The organism is Streptococcus sp. VTCC 12905 (genome assembly GCF_049893385.1).
Classification (GTDB): Bacteria; Bacillota; Bacilli; order Lactobacillales; family Streptococcaceae; genus Streptococcus; species Streptococcus suis_AA.
Map to the genome: position 1 here is coordinate 84190 of NZ_JBMVJC010000003.1, position 22981 is coordinate 107170.

At 41.8% G+C, this 22981-nt stretch carries 19 protein-coding genes, 1 other RNA gene and 3 pseudogenes; 6 read left to right on the forward strand and 17 right to left on the reverse strand.

Annotated elements, in window-relative coordinates; all coding sequences use genetic code 11:
• Positions 1-82 precede the first annotated feature (82 nt).
• From radA to ACPC58_RS02220, 4 genes and pseudogenes are all read right to left on the reverse strand, one after another.
• Positions 83-1450 carry a DNA repair protein RadA gene (gene radA, locus ACPC58_RS02205; RefSeq protein ID WP_130554220.1) on the reverse strand — a complete coding sequence of 456 codons (1368 nt, stop codon included), beginning with the start codon at positions 1448-1450 and terminating at the stop codon, positions 83-85.
• Positions 1451-1456: 6 nt separating this feature from the next.
• Positions 1457-1920 (reverse strand): annotated as a pseudogene (locus tag ACPC58_RS02210) (histidine phosphatase family protein).
• A 75-nt stretch (positions 1921-1995) separates the two neighbouring features.
• Positions 1996-2439 (reverse strand): dUTP diphosphatase, encoded by a 444-nt coding sequence (locus ACPC58_RS02215; RefSeq protein ID WP_024388517.1) that lies wholly within the window; start codon positions 2437-2439, stop codon positions 1996-1998.
• A gap of 230 nt (positions 2440-2669) precedes the next feature.
• Complete coding sequence (locus ACPC58_RS02220; protein WP_434065109.1) at positions 2670-3029, reverse strand: YbaN family protein; 360 nt, start codon at positions 3027-3029, stop codon at positions 2670-2672.
• A gap of 128 nt (positions 3030-3157) precedes the next feature.
• Between ACPC58_RS02220 and ACPC58_RS02225 the strand changes: the two genes are divergently transcribed.
• From ACPC58_RS02225 to ACPC58_RS02235, 3 genes and pseudogenes are all read left to right on the forward strand, one after another.
• A complete protein-coding gene (locus tag ACPC58_RS02225; protein WP_434065110.1) occupies positions 3158-3760 on the forward strand; it encodes an NADPH-dependent FMN reductase in 603 nt (200 codons plus the stop codon).
• A 14-nt stretch (positions 3761-3774) separates the two neighbouring features.
• Positions 3775-5035 (forward strand): annotated as a pseudogene (locus ACPC58_RS02230) (NAD(P)H-dependent oxidoreductase).
• An 80-nt stretch (positions 5036-5115) separates the two neighbouring features.
• A complete protein-coding gene (locus ACPC58_RS02235) occupies positions 5116-5910 on the forward strand; it encodes a formate/nitrite transporter family protein (RefSeq protein WP_130554224.1) in 795 nt (264 codons plus the stop codon).
• Positions 5911-5998: 88 nt separating this feature from the next.
• Here ACPC58_RS02235 and ACPC58_RS02240 read toward each other — a convergent pair whose 3' ends face one another.
• Genes ACPC58_RS02240 through ACPC58_RS02250 form a run of 3 tightly spaced genes read right to left on the reverse strand, consistent with a single transcriptional unit; the run spans position 5999 to position 9929 of the window.
• On the reverse strand, positions 5999-7783 hold the full coding sequence (locus ACPC58_RS02240; protein ID WP_217374525.1) for an ABC transporter ATP-binding protein: 1785 nt from the start codon (positions 7781-7783) through the stop codon (positions 5999-6001).
• Positions 7784-9490 carry an ABC transporter ATP-binding protein gene (locus ACPC58_RS02245; RefSeq protein WP_277837412.1) on the reverse strand — a complete coding sequence of 569 codons (1707 nt, stop codon included), beginning with the start codon at positions 9488-9490 and terminating at the stop codon, positions 7784-7786.
• A complete protein-coding gene (locus tag ACPC58_RS02250; RefSeq protein ID WP_434065111.1) occupies positions 9483-9929 on the reverse strand; it encodes a MarR family winged helix-turn-helix transcriptional regulator in 447 nt (148 codons plus the stop codon). Before ACPC58_RS02250 ends, ACPC58_RS02245 begins: the two co-directional genes overlap by 8 nt.
• A 470-nt stretch (positions 9930-10399) precedes the next feature.
• Between ACPC58_RS02250 and ACPC58_RS02255 the strand changes: the two genes are divergently transcribed.
• The 3 genes and pseudogenes from ACPC58_RS02255 to ACPC58_RS02265 all read left to right on the forward strand — a co-directional run bounded on the left by ACPC58_RS02255 (position 10400) and on the right by ACPC58_RS02265 (position 13806).
• Entirely contained in the window at positions 10400-11416 is a 1017-nt protein-coding gene (locus ACPC58_RS02255; RefSeq protein WP_217374523.1) for an NAD(P)H-dependent glycerol-3-phosphate dehydrogenase, read from the forward strand.
• 42 nt (positions 11417-11458) lie between these two features.
• Positions 11459-12358, forward strand: coding sequence for a UTP--glucose-1-phosphate uridylyltransferase GalU (gene galU / locus ACPC58_RS02260; protein WP_130554229.1), 900 nt, complete (start codon positions 11459-11461; stop codon positions 12356-12358).
• A gap of 97 nt (positions 12359-12455) precedes the next feature.
• A pseudogene (locus ACPC58_RS02265) lies at positions 12456-13806 on the forward strand (MFS transporter).
• A gap of 99 nt (positions 13807-13905) precedes the next feature.
• Here ACPC58_RS02265 and ACPC58_RS02270 read toward each other — a convergent pair.
• From ACPC58_RS02270 to tkt, 10 genes are all read right to left on the reverse strand, one after another.
• Positions 13906-14583, reverse strand: coding sequence for a rhomboid family intramembrane serine protease (locus ACPC58_RS02270; protein ID WP_277844243.1), 678 nt, complete (start codon positions 14581-14583; stop codon positions 13906-13908).
• Entirely contained in the window at positions 14567-15109 is a 543-nt protein-coding gene (locus tag ACPC58_RS02275) for a 5-formyltetrahydrofolate cyclo-ligase (RefSeq protein ID WP_277837274.1), read from the reverse strand. Before ACPC58_RS02275 ends, ACPC58_RS02270 begins: the two co-directional genes overlap by 17 nt.
• A gap of 41 nt (positions 15110-15150) precedes the next feature.
• Positions 15151-16278, reverse strand: a complete 1128-nt coding sequence (locus ACPC58_RS02280; protein WP_171988986.1) for an N-acetyldiaminopimelate deacetylase — start codon at positions 16276-16278, stop codon at positions 15151-15153.
• Positions 16279-16287: 9 nt separating this feature from the next.
• A complete protein-coding gene (gene dapD / locus ACPC58_RS02285; RefSeq protein WP_217375128.1) occupies positions 16288-16986 on the reverse strand; it encodes a 2,3,4,5-tetrahydropyridine-2,6-dicarboxylate N-acetyltransferase in 699 nt (232 codons plus the stop codon).
• A gap of 75 nt (positions 16987-17061) precedes the next feature.
• Positions 17062-17802 (reverse strand): metallophosphoesterase, encoded by a 741-nt coding sequence (locus tag ACPC58_RS02290; RefSeq protein ID WP_434065112.1) that lies wholly within the window; start codon positions 17800-17802, stop codon positions 17062-17064.
• 65 nt (positions 17803-17867) lie between these two features.
• Positions 17868-19217, reverse strand: coding sequence for a glucose-6-phosphate isomerase (locus ACPC58_RS02295; protein ID WP_130554236.1), 1350 nt, complete (start codon positions 19215-19217; stop codon positions 17868-17870).
• 81 nt (positions 19218-19298) lie between these two features.
• Entirely contained in the window at positions 19299-19841 is a 543-nt protein-coding gene (locus ACPC58_RS02300; RefSeq protein ID WP_434065113.1) for a hypothetical protein, read from the reverse strand.
• Between the two features lie 324 nt (positions 19842-20165).
• Positions 20166-20261, reverse strand: an RNA gene (ffs, locus tag ACPC58_RS02305) — signal recognition particle sRNA small type.
• A gap of 39 nt (positions 20262-20300) precedes the next feature.
• Positions 20301-20813: a tRNA adenosine(34) deaminase TadA gene (tadA, locus tag ACPC58_RS02310; RefSeq protein WP_434065114.1), complete on the reverse strand. Its 513-nt coding sequence runs from the start codon at positions 20811-20813 to the stop codon at positions 20301-20303.
• A 51-nt stretch (positions 20814-20864) separates the two neighbouring features.
• A complete protein-coding gene (gene tkt / locus ACPC58_RS02315; RefSeq protein ID WP_434065115.1) occupies positions 20865-22835 on the reverse strand; it encodes a transketolase in 1971 nt (656 codons plus the stop codon).
• Positions 22836-22981: the final 146 nt, after the last annotated feature.

Below are 22981 nucleotides of genomic sequence, written 5' to 3' on the forward strand. Positions count from 1 at the left end.
AATAACTACTTCTAGCTTAACACATTCTTTTGTATTTGTCGCAAAAAAAGGAGCGACAATCTGTTACTCCCGAATATTTTTATTAGTTAAACACTTTTTGCAGAACTTCGCCAATTGTTGTCACGCCGATAACCGTAATTTCCTTGGGCACCTTGATACCGGTCAGGGAATTTTTAGGAGCATAGACCTTGGTAAAGCCCAATTTAGCGGCTTCGTTAATCCGTTGCTCAATCCGATTGACACGGCGGATTTCACCTGTCAGGCCAATCTCCCCTATAAAGCACTCTTGTGGGTTGGTTGGCTTATCTTTGTAACTGGAGGCAAGGGCAACTGCGACCGCCAGGTCAATAGCTGGCTCATCCAGTTTGACACCGCCAGCTGACTTAAGGTAGGCATCTTGGTTTTGGAGGAGCAGGCCTGCCCGTTTTTCCAAAACCGCCATAATTAAGCTGGCACGGTTGAAGTCCAAGCCTGTCGTGGTCCGCTTGGCATTGCCAAACATGCTCGGGGTCACCAGAGCCTGCACTTCGGCAAGGATAGGGCGGGTGCCCTCCATGGTCACGACAATAGCAGAGCCTGTCGCCCCGTCCAAACGCTCTTCCAGAAAGACCTCACTAGGATTGAGGACTTCGACCAAACCCTGTGACTGCATTTCAAAAATGCCGATTTCGTTGGTGGAGCCAAAGCGGTTTTTGACCGCCCGCAAGATACGAAAGGTATGCTGCCGCTCGCCTTCAAAATAAAGAACGGTGTCTACCATATGCTCCAAGGTCCGAGGTCCAGCCAGGGTTCCTTCCTTGGTCATGTGACCCACGATAAAGGTTGCGATGTTGTTGGTCTTGGCAATTTGCATAAGTTCATTGGTCACTTCACGGACCTGACTGACAGAACCTTGTACGCTAGAAATGTCAGGACTCATAATGGTTTGGATAGAGTCGATAATCAGGAAATCTGGCTTAATCTTTTCAATCTCGGTCCGAATGCTCTGCATATTGGTCTCCGCATAGAGATAGAACTCGCTGTCGATGTCGCCCAAACGTTCCGCCCGCAACTTAATCTGCTGGGCAGACTCTTCCCCGGACACATAGAGGACGGTACCAATGGTCGAAAGCTGGGTCGAAACCTGCAAGAGTAGGGTGGATTTGCCAATCCCTGGATCGCCTCCGATCAGGACCAGACTCCCTGGCACCACACCGCCACCGAGGACTCGGTTGAACTCCTCCATGTTGGTCTTAGTGCGAGCCACTTGAATGGAGGAAACTTCATTGAGTTTCATGGGACGGGTCTTCTCACCTGTCAGGCTAACCCGCTCGTTCTTGACTTCAGCGACTTCAACTTCCTCGACAAAGCTAGACCAGGAGCCACAGTTGGGGCAACGGCCCAGATACTTGGGCGAATGGTATTCACAATTTTGGCAGACAAAGGTTGTTTTTTTCTTAGCGATGATGATTTCCTCCTATAGAGTGTATTCTAGGATTTCGCAGTAGGCTAAAGTTACTTTGGGAACAAACTGGCGTGTCAGCATATCGTGACAGACGATAACAAGTCGGTCATAGGCTTGGTATTTTTCAGGGGCCTGTAAAAATCGCTCTTTCATTTCCGCAGCAGTCTCATAGCGAGCAGGAGAAGACTCGGGAACCGCTCCGCCATTTTCCAAAAATAATCGATGAGCCAAGACAGCCTCATCTTGACTGGCATTTTGCCCCGTCATATCTGGTCGCCACTCATGAAAAAAGGGTTCGACCGAAGAGGTAGTTGCTGGGCTTGAGCAACGTAGGTCGCAGTTTCCAAGGCCCTTGTGACGCTTGAAGCGACGACTACTTGAGCTTGGGAAAAGATAGGATTACTAGCAATTTCCTGAGCTAAAGTCCGCCCCTTTTCAGTTAAAGGAGCCAAATCCCATCCAAAACCTGCATACAGCCGGAGATTATCATGCTAGTCAAACATACTGTAATTGGGCTCGGAATGCCGCACAAAGAGAATCTGCATAGTAGTCTATTTCCCTGTCGAGCCAAATCCACCTGTCCGAACGCCGTCGGCCTGGTCGCCGTCAGCCAAAAGGAAGGGGGCAAAAACAGCCTGTACGATTCGCTCGCCAGCTTCCACCACAACGGTTTCTTCTGTGATGTTTCGCATCTGGGCAAAGATATGACCTTCATTGGCTGGATTGCCGTAGTAGTCGCCGTCGATAACTCCAACCGAGTTAATCAGAACCAAGCCTTTCTTGCGAGGATTGGACGAGCGGTCGTAGAGATAGAGGACCTCGTTGGCCTGCATATAGGCCTTTACACCTGTTGGAACCAGCTTAATCTCGCCTGGCTCCAAGCTGACCCTCTCCGCAGCTTTCAGGTCATAACCTGCTGCATGAGCTGTCTCACGTTTTGGCAATAAGTTTTCATCTGTAAACTGGCTGACCAGTTCGAATCCACGGATTTTCATAGTAGTTTCCCTTCAATTTCTTCATGCATAATACGCTCTCTATTATAATTTATTCGCAGGCTAAAAGCAAAACTCCAACCTAGTGGCTGGGGTTTTCAACTTTATTCAAACACAAACTGGTTGTGGTAGAGTTCGGCGTAGAGGCCGTTGAGCTTGAGAAGCTGGCTATGGTTGCCTTGCACAATCACTTTTCCATCCTTGAGGACGATGTTCAACCCTCAAATCTGACTTTATTTCTCCGGTATGACCCAAAACAAATAGTAAGTGATGAAGATTGTTAATAGTCCCAGTCCCATTTTGACCAATAAAATAGGAGCCAGCCAGATAGAAATTGCCATGAGTAAGTAAATTTGCCAGATGATTTTCTTTTTTCGTTTGCGGGAAATGGATTTGGTCTCAACGTAATCAGATACGTAAAATTGATAAATTTTTGTATTACGTAGCCATTTTTCAAACCTTTTTGAACTTCTCGCAAAGCAAAAACCAGCTAAAAGTAAAAGAGGGGTTGTCGGAACTATCGGCAAAACAATCCCAATAACACCAACCATCAAACTAACAAAACCAAATACTAGATAGAATATTTTCTGCATACTAATATTATACCAAAAGAACTCGTGAATTTTTTAATAAATTTTATCACATTTTCAGAGAACGCTTGCATTTTATTGGATAAATGGGTATGATAAAGATACCAAATTTAGGAAAGAGAAAAGACGCTATGAAACTTCTAGGACTGGTCGGAACAAACTCCGCTCGCTCAACCAACCGCAAACTCTTGCAGTACATTGAACAACACTTCGCTGATAAGGCAGATATCGAACTGGTTGAAATCAAGGAACTCCCAATCTTCAATAAACCAGCCAATCGAGAATTACCAGAAATTGTCAAAGAATTGGTCGCAAAAATTGAGGCTGCTGACGGAGTCATCATCGGAACTCCCGAATATGACCACTCTATTCCAGCTGTCCTTATGAATGCCCTTGCTTGGGTATCATACGGTGTCTATCCACTCTTAAACAAACCAGTTATGATAACTGGTGCTTCTTATGGAACACTTGGTTCCTCTCGTGCCCAACTACAGTTACGTCAAATTCTCAACGCTCCTGAACTCAAGGCCACTGTCTTACCAGATGAATTTTTATTGTCACATTCCTTGCAAGCCTTTGATGCCAATGGGGAGCTCATTGATTTAGAAACTAGTCAAAAACTGGATGCCATCTTTGATGACTTCCGCCTCTTTGTCACTATGACTAACAAGCTGTCTAACGCAAAAAAAATACTCCAAAAAGAAGCTGAAAACTTCGATTGGGAAAACCTGTAAGAGAGGAATATACTATGAAATTTGTCGGAATTGTTGGATCAAATGCAGAACAATCTTATAACCGCATGCTATTGCAATTCATTCAACGCCACTTTAAAGTGAAGTTTGAACTAGAACTTTTGGAAATCAAAGATGTTCCAATGTTCAATCAGGACGAAGACCAGTCTGATTGTTTTGCAATTCAATACCTTTACAACAAAATCACCCGTGCTGACGGGGTCATTATTGCTACCCCTGAGCACAATCATACCATTACCCCTGCCCTTAAGAGTACTCTGGAATGGTTCAGCTTTAATTTGCACCCATTCGAAAATAAACCAGTTATGATTGTCGGGGCATCTTACTACGATCAAGGAACTTCTCGTGCCCAAGTTCACCTACGGAAAATTTTAGATGCACCAGGCGTCAATGCTTACACACTACCAGGTAATGAATTCCTCCTTGGTAAGGCCAAAGAAGCTTTTGACGATAAGGGCAATATCATCAATGAAGGCACCGTGAAATTCTTAGAAAGCTGTCTAGACAACTTTATCAAGTATGTCGGTGTTGTATCTAAACAAGTATGTCGGTGTTGTATCTAAATTGAAAAAACCAAAACCAATCGCACCAGAAGATTTAGACTGTACCAAACCAATCGCAACAACCATCACTGGTGTGGATCCCGATGATCCAGATTGGCTAGAAAAGGCTTCTAAATTGGTTAACGCAGTTGAGGGAGACACCTATGTTAAACTGGACAAAGGTCTGTTGACTGTTAACCAGCTCAATATGTTCCTCAATGCGATGCCATTTGAATTGACCTATGCAGATGATAATAACCAGTTCCTCTACTACAACAATAAGCACCAAGAACCTGATACCATGTTGGGTAAACGGGTACCTGCTCAAGTAGGAAATCGCCTGTCAACTGTCCACGGTACGCTACCTCCTGCCCGCATGAAGAATGTTGAATGGGTTGTCGGTACCTTGCGTAATGGTAACCAGGAATATGTTCGTACCATTGTACCCGGTACCCCTGCTGAAATTATCAACACCCACAACTACCAAGCTATGTACTATCCTGACGGATCCTACGCTGGTATCAATGAAATTATCTTTAATTTCAAACCATGGCTAGATTGGTATCTTGAAGCTACTGGTCAACGCTTGGTTGGTGGTTCGGGAACTGCCGCAGCTCCTGCACATGTTGACGCAACCTCTGGTGCATCAGATGCTGGTAGTACCTCTGCTACTTCCACAACGACAGATGCAGATTCTGGTGCATCCGCTCACTAATCGTTCACATATAGTGGGAAGAACTCTTCCCACTATATTTTTCAAACAAAACATTGACAATTATTTCACAAGGAGTTCCTATGTCACCGTTTCAAGAAAAAATTTCAGCTGCAGTTTCAAAAAAAGAAGCCCTTTTTGACGAAAGTCTAGGCCGCTATGCCTTGCGTTCTATGTATGCAGGAGCCTACCTGACTATGTCAACAGCTGTCGGTATTATCGGAGCAGACGTTATTGCCAGTCAATTTCCAAGTTTGTCGCGCTTTGTCTTTACCTTCATCTTTGCTATTGGGCTGGTTTTTGTTCTTATTTTTGGTGGTGAATTAGCCACATCTAACATGATGTATCTCACAACTGGTACCTACTATAAGCAAATTACCTGGAAAAAAGTGACACAGATGCTGCTATACTGTACTTTCTTTAACTTTGTAGGCGCTACTATTCTAGCCTGGCTCTTCAATCAGTCCTTCTCCTACCTCAATCTCTCTGATAAGAGCTTTGTCGTCAATGCCGTTACCATCAAACTTGGAAAATCTGACTGGAGCAATTTTATTGAAGGAATCACGGCTAATATGTTTGTAAATATGGCAATCCTTGGTTTCATGCTCATCAAAGAACAGTCTGCTAAGTTCTTTGTCATCATTTCCTCCATTTTTATGTTCGTTTTCCTCATCAATGAGCATCTGGTCGCCAATTTCGCATCTTTCATGCTCCTAGCTTTTAACGCTACTCGAAGCAATGTCGAAGCTTTCAATATGAGCAATATCCTTCGTCAATGGATTGTGGTCTTTTTTGGAAATTGGCTCGGAGCCGGTCTCTTTATCGGTATCGCCTACGCTTGGCTCAATCAAACCAAAACCAACCATATTGAGCAGTAAGCCTACCACAAAAACAGCCAAGATAAACCACGTCCTAAACGTTTAAGGATTGTGGTCTGCTTATCTTGGCTGTTTATTTTTCTATATATTATTCAAACACAAACTGGTTATGATAGAGTTCAGCATAGAAGCCATTGAGTTTGAGTAACTCACTATGGTTTCCTTGTTCAATGACTTGACCATCTTTTAATACAATGATTTCATCTGCATTTAGAATGGTTTTAAGACGGTGGGCAATGACGAAGCTGGTCCGTCCTGCAATAATGGCCTCCATAGCTTTTTGAATTTTAGCTTCAGTCACGGTATCAACGTTAGACGTTGCTTCATCCAGAATCAATACTTGTGGATCTGTCAACAATGTACGGGCAATGGAAATCAACTGTTTCTGACCTGTTGAAAATACATTTTCATCATCCGTTACATAAGTGTCATACCCTTCTGGCAAACTCATAATGAAATCATGAATGTGGGTAGCACGTGCGGCAGTTTCAACCATTTCTTGTGAAATATCATCATTACCAAATCGAATATTATCCGCAATAGTACCAGAGAAAAGCACTGATTCCTGCAATACAATACCGACTTTATTTCGCAAACTATCCAAATCATATTCACGAATATCACGGCCGTCAAACTCTACGCTTCCACTATTTACATCATAAAAACGATTAATAAGGTTCATGATTGTTGTCTTACCTGACCCTGTTGGACCAACAACGGCTATCATTTTCCCTTTAGGTGCCGAGATAGAAACTTTATTGAGCACTTTTTGACCTGGTAAATAACCAAAATCGATATTCTTAATCTCAACACCTTCCTTTAATTCGGTAAACAAGGGTGCATTTTGAGGGCGAACCTCTTCGGTCTCATCAAACATTTCTTGAACCCGGTGAGCACCAGTGAAAGCCAACTGTAGCTCTGCCCAACTTGAAGCAATCTGCAACATTGGTTGATAATACTGTTGAGAATATTGAACAAAGGTAACAACCAAACCTAGTGCAGCGGCCGCCTCTAACGAACTATCATTAAGGACTATAGTTGAACCTACAAAAATAACAATCGCAGTGTTAACCAAGCTCATCCCGTTCATAAATGGGAATAAGATACCCCCAAATAATCTACCTTTAAAGGTGGTACGACGAACTTCCTCATTAAGCTCTAAAAAGCCATCAATGGTTTCTTCTTGGACACCTTGGACGATAATCGCTTTTTGACCAGAAATTTTTTCATCCATGTAGGCATTTAATTTGGAAACTGCAACTTGCTGAAGATTGGTATATTTTCGTGCCAAACGAATGATTACTATTAAAGCAAGTAAGGCAACTGGTGTTGAAGCTATCGTCACTAAAGCCAATCGAACATCCTGTCGGAACATCATGATAATCAAACCAATGTATAAGGCTACGTTGGTCATAACCTGTGTCAATGATTGGTTGAAAGTATTTTGAATATTATCCAAATCAGAGGTAAAGCGAGAAAGGATATCACCATCTTTATGGCGATCAAAAAACGCAATAGTCAATCGTTCTAATTTTCCAAAAAGACCCTTTCTCATACGGCTAGTAGAGTCGGCAATAATACGAGTAAAGAGCAAACTGTAAATTAAGTTGGCAATAACTGTCATAGCATAGGCTAGAAAGAGTTTGGACATAATACTATTAAAATCTGAGTAGTCCGCTTCAAAACCAATTTGTCCCATTTGCTTAGCAACAGCATAGCTTTGACCTATTTTGCCCATCTCTGCAATCGCATCCCCAAGCAAAACCGGACTTTTTACTTGTAAATAAGTAGCTGCCACGATTGCCAGAAAAATAACAGCAAAAGACAATTTATAGCGTTTAAAATAAAACCAGAAAAAACGTAAAGTCTTCATCTATTCTTCTCTCCCTTTCTGAGTTTCATATATTTCGCGGTAAACAGCATTATTTGCTACCAGTTCAGCGTGGGTCCCTTCCCCAATTAGACGTCCTTCGTCAAGTACAAGGATTTTATCTGCTTTAATCACTGATGAAATTTTCTGTGCAACAATGACCGTTGTTGTCGCTTTTAATTCATGGTTTAAAGCCTCTTGAACCAACTTCTCAGATTTGGCGTCTAAGGCTGAAGTCGAATCATCCAAAACAAGTACCTTCGGCTCACCAATCACACCACGTGCAATCGAAATCCTTTGTTTTTGACCCCCAGAGAAGTTATTCCCCCGTTCCTCGACTTTACTTTCATAGGTTTCATCTAGGCGATCTATAAATTCTTTTGCTTGAGCAATCCCCGCTGCGCGTTCTAAGCGGAGTAAGTCTGCTCCTGGAGCACCCTGTCGCAGGTTGTCCGCAATTGTTCCAGAGAAAAGAATAGCCTTTTGTAATACAATCGAGACCGTATTGCGAAGGGTATTTTTATTGACTTCCTTAACATCACGACCACCAATAAAGATTCTCCCTTCTTGTGGATCAAAGAGACGAGCAATCAGTTGTGCTAAAGTTGATTTACCTGCACCTGTAGCACCAACGACGCCAACCATCTGTCCTGGCTCAATCTCAAATGAAATATTTTTTAATGTCGGCTCTGTATCATGTGGATACGTAAATGTTACATTATCAAAAACAATACTTCCATTTAATTCTTCGTCTGGAACATCTACAAAGGTCATAGCTGGTTCGGTATTTAAGACTTCCGCAATCCGTTTAATCGAAATAGCTGCACGAGATGCCTGCATTCCCATAAAGCTCGTCATAACGATTGCGAACATGATTTGCATCAGGTAACTCATAAATGAAGTGAATCCCCCAACCACTTCTAAATTTGTATCTACCATCCCTGAAACAAGATAGAGAGATGCAAAGATAGCCATGTAGGAAATAAACATCATCAATGGTTGTAGAATTGAAAAACCATATCCAATAAAAATATTTAAATCCAGAAGTTCATTAGAAACTTCTTTGAATTTATCGTATTGATTTTTTTCTTGAACAAATGATTTTACCACCCGAATACCACGAAGATTTTCCTTGACAATGCTATTCATACGATCCATCAAAGTTTGAAATTTTCCAAAACGTGGTCCCATTTGTCCCATCACAATGGCCATAATGGCTACAATCAAAATCACCATGACAATGATCATCCACCAAAGTTCTGGTAGGGTTCTTACAGCCATAATAAATGCCCCGATAAATAGCAACGGCACGCGTAATAAAATAGTGAAAAGCATCATGGTCAGGTTTTGAATTTGCGTAACATCATTTGTCATTCGGACAACTAAATTACCAGCATTAAACTCTTCGATATTTGCATATGAAAAACTTTGAATTTTTCGGAAGGTATTTTCTCGAATATCCGCAGATACTCCTTGGGCAATTTTTGCTGCAATAATTGTATTTGCGAGTCCAGCAAGCAAACCAATTCCGGCAATCACTAAAAGAATTTTCCCAACCCGAAAAATCTCATCTTGATCATTTAACAAAACTGCCGTCAAGACATCTTTGAGATAACTTGGTTGCAAAAGTGTTGTAATAACAACAATGGATGTTAGCACAAGCGATGTCAATGCATGCCACTTGTAGCGTAGAATTGCATTTTTAAACATCATTATTCTCCTTATACTGTTTAATATTCTCCTTCAGCTGATGAATCAGCCGAATCATTGATTGGAAATCTTCCCGAGGGATTCCCGTAAAAAGTGATTCCGACATTTCTTGGTGCCAGTCCCTTAATGGTTGCAACTTCTCTTGACCCAATGGTGTCAAAACAACTTGCTTAAAACGCTTATCTACCACAGATGGAATGATTTGAACAAAGCCATTTTTTTCCATACGCTTAACCAAGTTACTGGCGACAGACTTAGATATTTTCAATTCAGTTTCAATATCCTTTACAAAAATTTCCTTATCCATATGATCACCTAAAAAGTGTAAGACATGACCCTGCGGACCAGCCAAATGCTCAACACCATAGTGTTTTGCAATCTTTTCACTCAAGTATTCTAACTGATGAAAAACATGTCGTAAGTCTGCCATATGTGACATCAAGAACCCTCCTTTTTTTGTTAGCACGCTGATTATTATAGTTCCTAAGAGAACTAATGTCAAGTCTACTGCTCTCTTTTTTTCATTAATTTGAAAAAGTGATCCCATAGAACTGAAAAACAGCAAAAAAAAGATTTATATTTTATATTCTTCCATTTCGTTTATACTGGCTTTAACAACCTTTATCAAAATCTATTTTTTATACTACGTTTAAAATAGGACTCGGTTATGTCTTCCTCTAATTCCAATTTATTGCAATACAATTTGACTTTCTAGAAGTAATTCGTTCTTCATTTTCCGTACATTCCTCACTCTCTTCCACCTCATATTACCATCCCTCCTGTTTGAGGCTCTCCCAAATGAACCACCATAATTGCACAACAATTGAATTAAAGTCAGCCAATGATTTTTCTGTGAGAATATACCTACTTGTGATATAATATTAGTAACAATCTATGCAAGGAGAGGTCATGGAAAAACAAAAAATTGCCGTTCTTGGTCCTGGATCATGGGGAACAGCTCTCTCTCAAGTCTTAAACGATAATGGACATGAGGTACGTATTTGGGGAAATATTTCCGAACAAATTGATGAAATCAATGAAAAACATACGAATACTCGATATTTTAAAAATATTGTTCTAGATGAAAAAATTAAGGCATACAAAGACCTATCAGAGACTCTTGACGGAGTTGATGCTGTTCTTTTTGTTGTCCCAACCAAGGTAACTCGACTGGTGGCGAAACAAGTTGCGCAAGTGCTCAAACACAAAGTCGTTATCATGCATGCCTCTAAAGGATTGGAACCTGATAGTCACAAACGTTTGTCTGAGGTTTTAGAAGAAGAAATTCCAGCACAACTTCGTTCCGAAATCGTAGTTGTATCAGGTCCTAGCCATGCAGAAGAAACAATCGTTCGTGATTTAACACTGATTTCTGCCGCATCAAAAGATATGAAGGTAGCAACCTACGTTCAAAACCTATTTAGTAATCGTTACTTCCGCCTTTATACTAATAATGATGTCATTGGTGTAGAAACAGCAGGTGCTCTGAAAAACATTATCGCAGTTGGTGCGGGTGCCTTACATGGTTTGGGCTATGGAGACAATGCCAAGGCAGCCATTATCGCCCGTGGTTTAACTGAAATCACACGTCTTGGCGTTGCTATGGGGGCTAATCCTTTAACTTATAGTGGCCTTTCTGGTGTCGGTGATTTAATTGTTACCGGTACATCTGTCCATTCACGTAACTGGAGAGCCGGTGACCAGCTCGGTCGTGGCGAAAAACTGGAGGACGTTGAGCGCAATATGGGGATGGTTATCGAAGGAATTTCGACAACCAAAGCTGCCTATGAATTAGCACAAGAACTAGGTGTCTATATGCCAATAACTCAAGCGATCTACAAGGTCATCTACCAAGGAGCTAATATTGAGGATGCCATTAAGGAAATCATGACCGGTGAGTTCCGCCATGAAAATGAATGGCACTAATTCTTTTAGTTGAAAATAATTGCACAAAGGAATATATGAACTATGAAAAAAGTTAGAAAAGCAGTCATCCCTGCTGCAGGATTGGGAACACGTTTCCTTCCAGCAACAAAAGCACTCGCCAAAGAAATGCTACCGATTGTGGACAAACCTACTATTCAATTTATCGTTGAAGAAGCACTTCGTTCTGGTATTGAAGATATCTTAGTTGTAACTGGTAAATCAAAACGTTCTATCGAGGATCATTTCGATTCAAATTTTGAATTGGAATTCAACCTTAAAGAAAAAGGTAAGAATGATTTGTTGAAACTTGTTGATGAAACAACAGGGATTCGTCTCCACTTCATTCGTCAAAGCCACCCACGTGGACTCGGAGATGCAGTTCTTCAAGCCAAAGCATTTGTAGGGAACGAACCATTTGTCGTTATGCTGGGTGATGACGTAATGGACATCACAGATACAAAAGCTGTACCATTGACCAAGCAATTGATGAACGACTACGAACAAATACATGCTTCAACGATTGCTGTTATGCGTGTCCCTCATGAAGAAGTTTCTGCCTACGGTGTCATTGCCCCTCAAGGAGAAGGCATCAATGGTCTATACAGCGTAGATACATTTGTGGAAAAACCAAAACCTGAAGATGCTCCTTCTGATCTTGCTATCATCGGTCGTTACTTACTTACACCTGAAATTTTTGGAATTTTAGAAAACCAAAAACCAGGTGCAGGTAATGAGATTCAACTGACTGATGCCATTGATACACTAAACAAAACGCAACGTGTATTTGCCCGCGAATTTAAAGGTAACCGATACGATGTTGGTGACAAGTTCGGTTTCATCAAAACAACTATCGATTATGCTTTGCAACATCCTCAGGTTAAAGATGACTTGAAACAATACCTCATTGAATTAGGTAAACAGTTAGATAAACCAAAAAAATAACGTCAAATTCCAAATAGTCAACACTATTGGATTGCAAAGGTGGTAGCCAACTTCGTGCTACCCTTTTTTAATGAATAGAAACGGAAGGATTCTCCCAATGAATGACACTGTTTCCAGAAACACAACCATGTCCATTGTTGCCACCGCTCTGCTAGGATTTTCAGGTATTCTTTCAGAAACGAGTATGAATGTGACATTCCTACCAAACAAAAAGTTTATCACTTGCCACTGTCAAGTCTCCAATGGATTACAACCATCTACCTTTTAGCTGTTGCAATATCAATGACTGTCAGTGCTACTTTGCAGCAAAATGTTAAAGAAAAAACTATTTTAAATGCCTCTCTCATTCTGTTCACATCGGACACAATCTTGGCATTTGCAACCCCTAGCTTCTCCATCATGATCGTAGGACGCGCCTTACAAGGATTAGGAACTGGGATTGGAATGGCATTGATGTTCATTCTCATTTTAGACCGAATTCCTCCTCAAAAAATTGGAACCTATATGGGGATCGGCGGTCTGATTATGAGTTTAGCACCTGCTTTCGGCCCTACCTATGGCGGTTTTATGATTGCACGCCTTCCCTGGCAATAGATTTTCATCTTTATCCTACCCGTCCCTCTTATCTGTTTTGTTCTAAACCATCTCTACATAGAAAATAGCCAAAAAAGTGAGAAACGTCCTTTTGATATTTCGTCCTTCATACTGTTAGCTCTTGCGCTAATTACGTCGCTTCTAGCAATTACAAGTCTAGAAGAAGGTAAAATAAATTGGATATATTTAACTGTATTCATCCTTAGCTTGGCCGCATTTATCCATCGAAGTCTGACTATCCCTAAACCATTTCTTGATATTCGTGTCTTGAAAGTACCAACCGTTTGGCTTGGTTTAATTCCCTTCTTTATTTATCAATTTGCTAATTTAGGTTCAAACTTTATTATCCCAAACTTTTTAATTGTAGCGAAGGGGCAAGTTCCACTCTAGCAGGATTCTCATTACTGCCAGGTACTCTTTTGGGAGCCATCCTAGCCCCTGTTTTTGGCACATTCTATGATTTAAAAGGACCAAAACCTTCACTATATATTGGGAATAAATTATTTACCATAGCTCTTTCTATCATGGCCTTATTCACTGTAACATTGACACTCTTCAGTTTGGCAGCAACCTATATTGTATTCACCTTTGGAAGAAACATGGCATTTAACAATACCCTGGTCGTTTCAGTATCCACATTGCCTCAAGAAAAGAAAGCAGATGCCACAGCTATTTTTCAAATGATGCAACAATTTGCAGGTGCTTTAGGAACAGCTATTGCTTCTGTCCTTGCAAATAGTAGCCAAAATTTGACCGAAGGAGTCCAACGTGTCTTCTCTCTACAGCTATTCTTAGTCGTCATTATCTACTTCTTCTTCATTAATCTATTCCAACAGCTCAGCAAAAATTCCTGAAAAAGATTGGATAGTTACAATTCTTTATCTTCAAATGAAAAAGCCGTCAGAAAACAATTCTAACGACTTCTCTTAAAAACTAGCATCCGCTAGTTTTTTTTACATGAAATAGAATACGCCCAGTAGCAAAGCAAACAAACCCAAATAACCAATGAAACTGTAAAAAACCTGTTTCCCAGTAAATAAATTTTTCTCTGTAAGCGGCGGTAAAAAAATAACGACTAAACAACCACCAATCGCTCCTCCAATATGTCCCGCCATGCTAATGGATGGGGTAAAAAGGCCTAATACCAAGTTCAGTCCTAGAAGAAGCATGTAACGTTGGCCAAGAACTTGTAAATAAGGGCTACGGCTAAATTTTCTCAAAAGGGCCATGGCTGCAAATAAGCCAAAGAGCGAGGTCGACGCACCTGCGCCAACCACATCTGGTGTAAAGAAGAGAACAAAAAGGTTCCCCATAATACCAGATAATAGATAGAGAAGAAAGAACCTCCGGGACCCAAAAAGCCCTTCTAATTGATAACCTAAACCAAGTAAAGTAATACCATTGAATAGAAAATGCTCCCAACCAATGTGGACAAAAACAGGTGAAACCAAGCGCCACAACTGAGTCGGATCATAACGCACTACTTCACCATACATACCACCGAATTCAAAAATCGTATAGGCTGTAGTGGTCTGCCCAAAGCGAAATATTTGTATAAATAGAAAAACAAGAGCCGTAACTGCCAACAAGCCATTGGTCACAGGGTAGCGCTTATCAAAAAGATTCTTCAAAAATCAACAACTCCTTTACTGGGATATCAAATGTCTGGTGTTCAAAATCATATAACTGGAAAGAGCTCAAGGTCGATACCGTCTCCCCCTGATAATCTGACAAGTAGCGGTCATAAAACCCTGCCCCATAGCCAACCCGAAACCCTACTTGATTCCATGCCAATCCAGGGACATGAATCCAGTTAATCACAGACTTATCCACAGATTGTGAATAAGTCCCAGGTTCCCAAACTCCAAACCTTGTTTTAACCAAATCATCAGGATTATATTCTACAAAATCCATGCGTCCTTGTGAATAGGTTTTAGGAATGAAAATGCATTTTCCATCCTTTTGAGCCTGTTCAATCAAGTAACTAGTATCGAACTCATGTCCCATAGAAAGGTAGGTCCCAAGCGACTTTGAGCACTTATAGGTGTCAGAAGAAAGGAGCCTTTCTGTTAGTTGCTGACTCCATCTTGCTCGTTGACTACTCGTTAGTCCTTGCAAAGTCCCTAGCACTTCTTTCCGAATTTCTTTTTTATCCACAGAAACTCCTTTTCTTTCAGAAAAAGACTGGAAAACCCAGTCTAATTTGCTTTCGTTTTCAAAAAATCGCTCAACTTATCCACAGCAAAGGGAAGCACTTCCTCTTTGGGACTGAGACGAGGATTGTGAAGGGGATAAGGCGTATCCACACCCAGCCAGAACATAACACCTGGAACCTTGTTGAGCAGGTAGCCAAAGTCTTCACCCGTCATGGCAGGTGGACAGTCAATCATTTCCACACCATCAACCTGTTCAAAATAAGTCATTAGTTCATCCGCCAACTGAGGATTGTTCTCCACAGGCAGATAACCGCTAGGATTAAGTTCGATCTCCAAGTCTACTCCAAAGGACAGAGCAATTCCTTCTGCTATTTCACGCACTCGTTTTTGCACCAAGAGGCTCATACTCTGGGTCAAGGCCCGAATGGTGCCATGCAAAAAGGCTGTTTCGGTAATAACGTTGTTGGTCGTTCCCGCGTGCATGGAGCCGAAGGTCACCACAGCTCCCTCGATTGGGTCGACATTTCGACTCACCACTGACTGAACTTGGGTCACAAAGTAGCTGGCTGCCACCAAGGCGTCATTGGCGGTATGGGGAAATGCTGCGTGACCACCCTTTCCTGTAAACCGTATCTTGACCTCACAGGTCCCAGCAAAGAGGGTCGCACGGTTGGTGGCCATTTGACCAACTTTGAGATCTGGTCGGACATGGAGCCCATAAAATTCATCTGGTAACCAATCCCCAAAAGCTCCCGCTTCATACATAAGCATGCCACCTGCTAGATTTTCCTCTGCAGGCTGAAACAAGAAGAGTAGGTTATTTTTCGGTTGCTGCTCTGCCATTTTCTCCAAAAGCCCCAAGGCAATGGTCATGTGGAAATCATGTCCGCAGGCGTGCATCCGGTCTGGTTGGAGGGACTTGAAGTCCAGGCCCGTTTCCTCCACAATTGGCAGACCGTCAATATCCGTCCGCCAACCAATCGTTTTTTGAGGAGCAGATCCTGTCAGATAAACCAAGATACCCGTCTCCCACGTGCGAACTTGGGAAAAAGAGCAGTCTTGAAGCAACCCCTCTATAGTTTCCATAAGAAAGGCATGGGTCTTGAACTCCTCCATGCCCAGCTCTGGAATCTGGTGGAGGGCCCGCCGTGTTGCAATTAAATCTAGCATAGCTACCTCTTAGAGTGTCCGCAAAGCCTCTTCCAAGGCTGTTTTTTGTTGGGTTTGCTCATCGATTTCCTTGATGATGCGGGCTGGTACACCTGCAACCACAACGTTTTCAGGTACATCTTGGGTCACAATGGCACCCGCTGCGACAACAGAGCCACTACCGATTTGCACACCTTCGATAACAACAGCATTGGCACCAACCAAGACATTGTCACCAACACGAACTGGATCTGCAGAAGCTGGCTCGATGACACCAGCAAGGACCGCACCTGCACCGATGTGGCTGTTCTTACCAACCGTTGCACGGCCACCGAGAATAGCACCCATATCAATCATAGTTCCTGGACCGATTTCTGCACCGATGTTGATAATGGCACCCATCATGATAACGGCATTATCGCCAATCGTCACTTGGTCGCGAATAATTGCACCTGGTTCAATACGAGCATTGATGTTCCGTTTGTCCAACAAGGGCACAGCTGAATTGCGGCCGTCTTGCTCAACCACGTAGTCTACATTTTCAGTCAAGTTTGTCAAAAGTGGCTCGACGTCTTTCCAGTCACCGAAGAGGACATTGCCAAGTTTTGTCACTTCTGCAGGAACAGGACCAGCCAATTCCCCTTCAAAAGTTACTTTCACAGTTGTTTTTTTCACCGCATTAGCGATAAAGGCAATGATTTCTTGTGCAGTCATTTTTTGTGCAGTCATAATGATTCCAATCTAAAAATAATATTTTTTCTATTATATCAAAATTTTCAGAAAATTTGGGGAAATTTTGTTTTCTTAATCACTCGTATGTTTCCTTGGATATATAGCACCTATAATATTATCTTTTACCAGACCAGTATCATCCAGTACAATTCCATGGAGAACTCCGCCGTAAACAGCTCCGCCATCAATCCCAATTTTACCATCTGGGCTAGTCCAAATTTGACTAATGCGAAGTTGAGTTTGAAAGAGGTTATACACAGGTGTATGTCCAAAGACAATCATTTTTCCTGTGGTATTTTCAGCCTCATGGAAAGGGGTGCGTAACCAAACCTTATCATGATTACTAGTTTTTCGCCAATCAGGCAAGGTCAGATCCACACCCGCATGAACGAAAATATAGTGCTCGGTTTCTACATGGTAAGGGCATGTTTTGACAAAGTTGATCAATTCTTCGTATTGTTCCATCACCGCATTGGCATCGATTAAGCCATCCACAGGTGTATCCAAGGGACGCCCAAGAAGAGAATTAATGGTCGTATCGCCACCATTCCTCCGGTAATGATCATAGCGTTCCAAGGGATCCCGCAACCAAGCTAAAAACATACGTTCATGGTTACCTGTCAGACAGATAGCTTCCTTTTCGCGAACCAACTGCCAAACCAGTTCTAAACAGGCCTTTGAATTTTCTCCACGGTCAATCAAATCTCCCAGAAAAATTAGCGTTTGTCGCTCTTCATCCCATTTCTTTAAAATATCTAGTAGGAGCTCAAACTCTCCATGGACATCACCCACTACAAAAAATTCATTTTTCATAGACTCTATTCTACCACATTTAATAAGTAAAGAAAAACTGACCGTTTCCGATCAGTTCGGTTTTCTTACAAACGTGCGTTCAATTCTGCACCAAGTTCTTCAAATCCTGGTTTACCAAGAAGAGCAAACATATTTTTCTTGTAGGCTTCTACACCTGGTTGGTCAAATGGGTTGATAGCATTGAGGTAACCAGAGATAGCAATAGCCAATTCAAAGAAGTAGAAGGTGTAACCAAGTGTGAACTCATCTTGTTGTGGAAGAGTCACAAACATGTTTGGTACGCCACCATCTGTGTGAGCAAGAAGCACACCATCTGTTGCTTTTTTGTTTACAAAGTCAACGTCTTTTCCTTGCAAGTAGCCAAGACCATCAAGGTCTTCTTCCATTTCAGGGATAAGAATATTTTTTCTAGGTTTGTCAACACGAACAACTGTTTCAAAGATGTTGCGGTTTCCTTCTTGGATAAATTGTCCAAGAGAGTGCAAGTCTGTTGAGAAGTTAGCAGATGTTGGATTGATACCTTTTTGATCCTTACCTTCTGATTCACCAGCCAACTGTTTCCACCATTCACTGAAGTATTGAAGCGATGGTTCGTAGTTAGCTAAGATTTCTGTTACATAACCTTTTCTGTAAAGAATGTTACGCACTGCAGCATATTGATATGCTTGGTTTTCAGCAATTTTATCAGATGTGAATGTCGTACGGGCAGCATTTGCACCTTCCATAAGAGCATCAATATCTGCACCAGATGCTGCGATTGGCAAAAGTCCAACTGCTGTCAATACTGAGAAGCGTCCACCGACGTTATCTGGAACAACAAAAGTTTCCCAACCATTTGCATCTGCTTCCACTTTTACAGCACCTTTGGCTTTATCTGTTGTAGCATAGATACGGTTATTAGCTTCTTCTTGACCGTATTTTTTCACAAGCAATTCTTTAAAGACACGGAAAGCAATCGCAGGCTCTGTTGTTGTACCTGATTTAGAAATCACGTTAACAGAGAAATCTTTATCCGCCACGTAGTCAACCAAGTCAGCAAGGTAGCTTGATGAGATAGAATTTCCAGCGTAAAGGATTTGTGGCGCTTTGCGTTCTTCACGAGTTTGCAAATTAGCAAAAGAATTGCTTAAAAAGTCAATCGCTGCTTTGGCACCAAGGTATGAACCACCGATACCAATAACCACCAAAACTTCACTTTCATTTTGGATCTTAGTTGCTGCTTTCTTGATACGAGCAAATTCTTCTTTGTCATAGTTTTCTGGCAAATCCAACCAGCCAATAAAGTCGCTACCAGGACCTGTACCTTGACGAAGCATTTGGTCAGCCAATGTAACCTGTGGTTGCATATAGTCAACTTCTTGTGCACCAACAAATTGGCCTAAGACTTTTGAATAATCAAATGTAATATGTGTCATGTTTTTCCTCCATTTGTATACCATAATATGATAACGCTTTATCAGGTATTTTTCAAGGAATTTATCAATTTTCATTCATTTTCATGAAATGGTTTGCGTAATTTTGGGTTTTCTTAAAAATTCTATGAAATTTTCGCGTTTACAATAATCCTCTAGGGTCTCTCCAGCGTGTGTTACAGTAATCCAGTAGGGAAATAGCTTAGCTAGCATATACAGTGGAATCAAAGCGATGTACCAAATAAACATAACCTCAAAGATAAAGCGTTGGTTGTTTCCTCTAGAAATATAGCGTTGCCGATATTCCTCTTTTAAAAACGGATGTGGAATGAAAATATGAAACAAGACCCCACCACGTACTATCATTGCAACTAGCATTCTGGCTAAAAAATTCAGTGCTACTAAAACAACTTTTCCATCCTCGTGGAGACTAAATGCTTTATCCACATAGATTGTTTTATAGCGCTTATCCTTTAAAGGACGCTTCGTTGATTTTTGTTCTTCCTTACTCAAATGCTGTACACTACTATTATCGTATTTTATATCGGACATCTCTAAGTCCACCACTCTGCTATATTTCTTAGCAAGAGTCGTTTTCCCCATACCTGGAAAGGCAAATACAAACATAGACTTTCCTCCTTCTTTTTCAATAGAATAGCAGAGCAGTCCAAAAGTTTTCTTAATAATATTCGAAAAACAGAGCCATCTGTTATTAATTCAAACACAACATGTTATGTGACCATGAAAAAGAATTCGAACAATAAGGGCCAAAGAATACTTCAAACCGCCTACCCCCTGACAGTACCTGACTTTTATTCTTTTTGTTATGGGTTGGGTTATTGTAGCTTGGCCACTTTCGTACGTGGTTTGATTTGACTGCTCCTATTTTGCCCCTATTTCTAAAAATAAGCCAAAGAAAACCCTCCAAAAGCTTGATTTCAAAGGGTTTTTAGACTATACGCAAAAAGAGCACACACTCGAATTCGCTTAGGGCTGCTGGATTCCTCCCCTGACCCGCTTCACGCACGAATGTTGCTCCGAATATTATTATAACACAATTTGGCTAGAGTGCAAGTGGAGAGTCGATTAGGATTGATCCACTTGGGATTTAGTAGCCAGCTTATCAGCTTGTTGCTTCTCCCTACGTTGTCTGAAAAAATCTTGCATCATTTGGGCACACTCCTCTTCTAATATTCCCTTTTCCACCTCTACTCGATGATTCAGACGGACGTCCGCTAAAATATCATAAAGACTCCCAGCAGCACCAAACTTTTGATTGGTGGCTCCATAAATCACCCTTGGAATGCGTGCGAGACCAATAGCACCACTACACATGACACAGGGTTCTATTGTAACAAAAAGGGTCGTATCCAGCAGTCGCCAATTGCCTTCCACTCGATTGGCTTCTTGGATGGCCATGACTTCGGCGTGCATGATGGCTTGATTGAGTTCCTCACGCGCATTGTGCCCACGACCAATAATCTGTCCATCCTTAACGATGACACAGCCAATAGGAATTTCATCCTTTTCCAGTGATTTTTCAGCCTCTGCAAAGGCCTGTTTCATAAAATATTCTTTTTCTTCTAAGGTATAGTTCATAAAATTATTATAACAGAAAACAGCCCTGAAAGGCTGTCTCTACACTGTTTATTACAATTCGCCAACCAATTTCACAACATTTTCTACTGTGAAGCCATAGTTGTCAATAACTGTTTGGGCTGGAGCTGATGCACCGAAGGTGTCGATTCCAAGAACTTTACCATCAAGACCGACATACTTGTACCAACTTTGAGTTGCACCCATTTCAATGGCCAAGCGACGACGGATGGTATTTGGAAGAATTTCTTCCTTATAAGCTGCATCTTGTGCATCGAAGAGCTCAGTAGATGGCACAGAAACCACACGAACCTTAGTGCCTGCTGCTTCTAGTTCTTTGGCAGCTTTTACAGCCAAGTTCACTTCTGAACCAGATGCAAGAAGGATGGTATCAAAGCCTGCTGCTTCATAGACCACGTAAGCACCTTTGGCAACCTTGTCAAAGGCTGTTCCTTCTTCAACTGTCAAGTTTTGACGAGTGAGAACAAGGGCTGTCGGAGTGGACTTGCTAGTCAAGGCCAAGTACCAAGCAGCTTGGGTTTCACGCGCATCTGCTGGGCGGAAGACATTGAGGTTTGGCATGGCACGAAGCCCTGCCAAGTGCTCGATTGGCTCGTGAGTTGGGCCATCTTCACCAACTGCAATTGAGTCATGCGTGAAGACATAAGTCACAGGAAGACCTTGAAGGGCTGACAAACGAACTGCTGCCTTCACATAGTCTGAGAAAACGAAGAAGGTCCCACCGAAAACGCGAAGCCCACCGTGTGCTGCCATACCATTCAAGATAGTACCCATAGCAAATTCACGCACACCGAATTGGATATTACGATTCAGAGGATTAGCAGAGTCTTGAAGTCCTTCCCCTTTAATGACAGTCATATTTGAGTGTGCCAAGTCAGCTGAACCACCAAAGAAATTTGGTAATACAGCCGCTGCTGCATTTATCGCATCTTGTGATGAATTACGAGTTGCTTGTGAGAAACCATTTTCATAGACAGGAAAATCTGATTCTGTCAACTCAGCCAATTCACGACCTTCCAAGATAGCTGTTACTTCTGCAGCCAATTCTGGATGTGCTACTTTGTAGTCTTCCACCAATTTCGCCCAAGCATCATACGCAGCTGCTCCACGGTCAGCTACATTAGCTTTGAAGTCCGCATAGACTTCAGCTGGAATTTCAAATGGAGCATAGTTCCAATCAAGTGCCTTACGAGTTGCTTCTGCCTCTTCTGGACCAAGAGGAGCACCGTGAGCCGCATTGCTTCCAGCTTTACTTGGCGAACCGTAACCAATAACTGTCTTGATTTCGATAAGTGATGGTTTACCAGCAGCTTTTGCTTTTTCAATAGCTGCAAAGATGGCATCTACATCTGTACCATCTGTTACGAGGTCTGTATGCCAACCATATGCATCGTAACGTGCACGAACACTTTCTGTAAAGGCATCCTTCGTTTCACCATCCAAGTTGATGTCATTTGAATCATAGAGAACGATGAGTTTTTCTAATTTTTGGAGTCCAGCATAAGAAGCAGCCTCTGAGGAAACACCTTCCATCAAGTCCCCATCACCGCAAATCACATAAGTATAGTGATCAAAGATTGGGAAGCCATCGCGGTTATATTTAGCAGCGAGATAACGTTCTGCTTGAGCAAAACCAACTGCTGAAGCAATCCCTTGCCCCAAAGGACCAGTTGTAGCATCTACACCGGCTGTGTGACCAAATTCCGGGTGACCAGGTGTTTTAGAGCCCCATTGACGGAAGTTTTTGATCTCATCCATACTAACATCTTCAAATCCCGATAGATGAAGCAGTCCGTAAAGAAGCATAGAGCCATGTCCTGCTGACAAGATAAATCGGTCGCGATTGATCCAGTTAGGTTGTGCTGGGTTGATATGAAGTTCTTTTGTAAACAAGCTATAGGCCATAGGAGCTGCACCCATAACGATTCCTGGGTGGCCTGATTTAGATTTCTCAATGGCATCAATACCAAGGAAACGGATGGCGTTAACTGAAAGATTTGACATGTTTTTCTCCTTTTATAAAGTCATGTTTTCATTATACCATAAAGCGTTTTCTATGTCTGTCAGAATATTCTTGTTTCTATATGACGAAATTTTTTGAGAGGAGCAGAATCAATAAATGTATGAAACAAATTACAATTTTTGAAATC

Coding starts and splice junctions, on each gene's coding strand:
- ACPC58_RS02215 (WP_024388517.1), bottom strand. CDS start 2,439: ATGAAAATCCGTGGATTCGAACTGGTCAGCCAGTTTACAGATGAAAAC.
- ACPC58_RS02220 (WP_434065109.1), bottom strand. CDS start 3,029: ATGCAGAAAATATTCTATCTAGTATTTGGTTTTGTTAGTTTGATGGTT.
- ACPC58_RS02225 (WP_434065110.1), top strand. CDS start 3,158: ATGAAACTTCTAGGACTGGTCGGAACAAACTCCGCTCGCTCAACCAAC.
- ACPC58_RS02235 (WP_130554224.1), top strand. CDS start 5,116: ATGTCACCGTTTCAAGAAAAAATTTCAGCTGCAGTTTCAAAAAAAGAA.
- ACPC58_RS02240 (WP_217374525.1), bottom strand. CDS start 7,783: ATGAAGACTTTACGTTTTTTCTGGTTTTATTTTAAACGCTATAAATTG.
- ACPC58_RS02245 (WP_277837412.1), bottom strand. CDS start 9,490: ATGTTTAAAAATGCAATTCTACGCTACAAGTGGCATGCATTGACATCG.
- ACPC58_RS02250 (WP_434065111.1), bottom strand. CDS start 9,929: ATGTCACATATGGCAGACTTACGACATGTTTTTCATCAGTTAGAATAC.
- ACPC58_RS02255 (WP_217374523.1), top strand. CDS start 10,400: ATGGAAAAACAAAAAATTGCCGTTCTTGGTCCTGGATCATGGGGAACA.
- galU (WP_130554229.1), top strand. CDS start 11,459: ATGAAAAAAGTTAGAAAAGCAGTCATCCCTGCTGCAGGATTGGGAACA.
- ACPC58_RS02280 (WP_171988986.1), bottom strand. CDS start 16,278: ATGCTAGATTTAATTGCAACACGGCGGGCCCTCCACCAGATTCCAGAG.
- dapD (WP_217375128.1), bottom strand. CDS start 16,986: ATGACTGCACAAAAAATGACTGCACAAGAAATCATTGCCTTTATCGCT.
- ACPC58_RS02290 (WP_434065112.1), bottom strand. CDS start 17,802: ATGAAAAATGAATTTTTTGTAGTGGGTGATGTCCATGGAGAGTTTGAG.
- ACPC58_RS02295 (WP_130554236.1), bottom strand. CDS start 19,217: ATGACACATATTACATTTGATTATTCAAAAGTCTTAGGCCAATTTGTT.
- ACPC58_RS02300 (WP_434065113.1), bottom strand. CDS start 19,841: ATGTTTGTATTTGCCTTTCCAGGTATGGGGAAAACGACTCTTGCTAAG.
- tadA (WP_434065114.1), bottom strand. CDS start 20,813: ATGAACTATACCTTAGAAGAAAAAGAATATTTTATGAAACAGGCCTTT.
- tkt (WP_434065115.1), bottom strand. CDS start 22,835: ATGTCAAATCTTTCAGTTAACGCCATCCGTTTCCTTGGTATTGATGCC.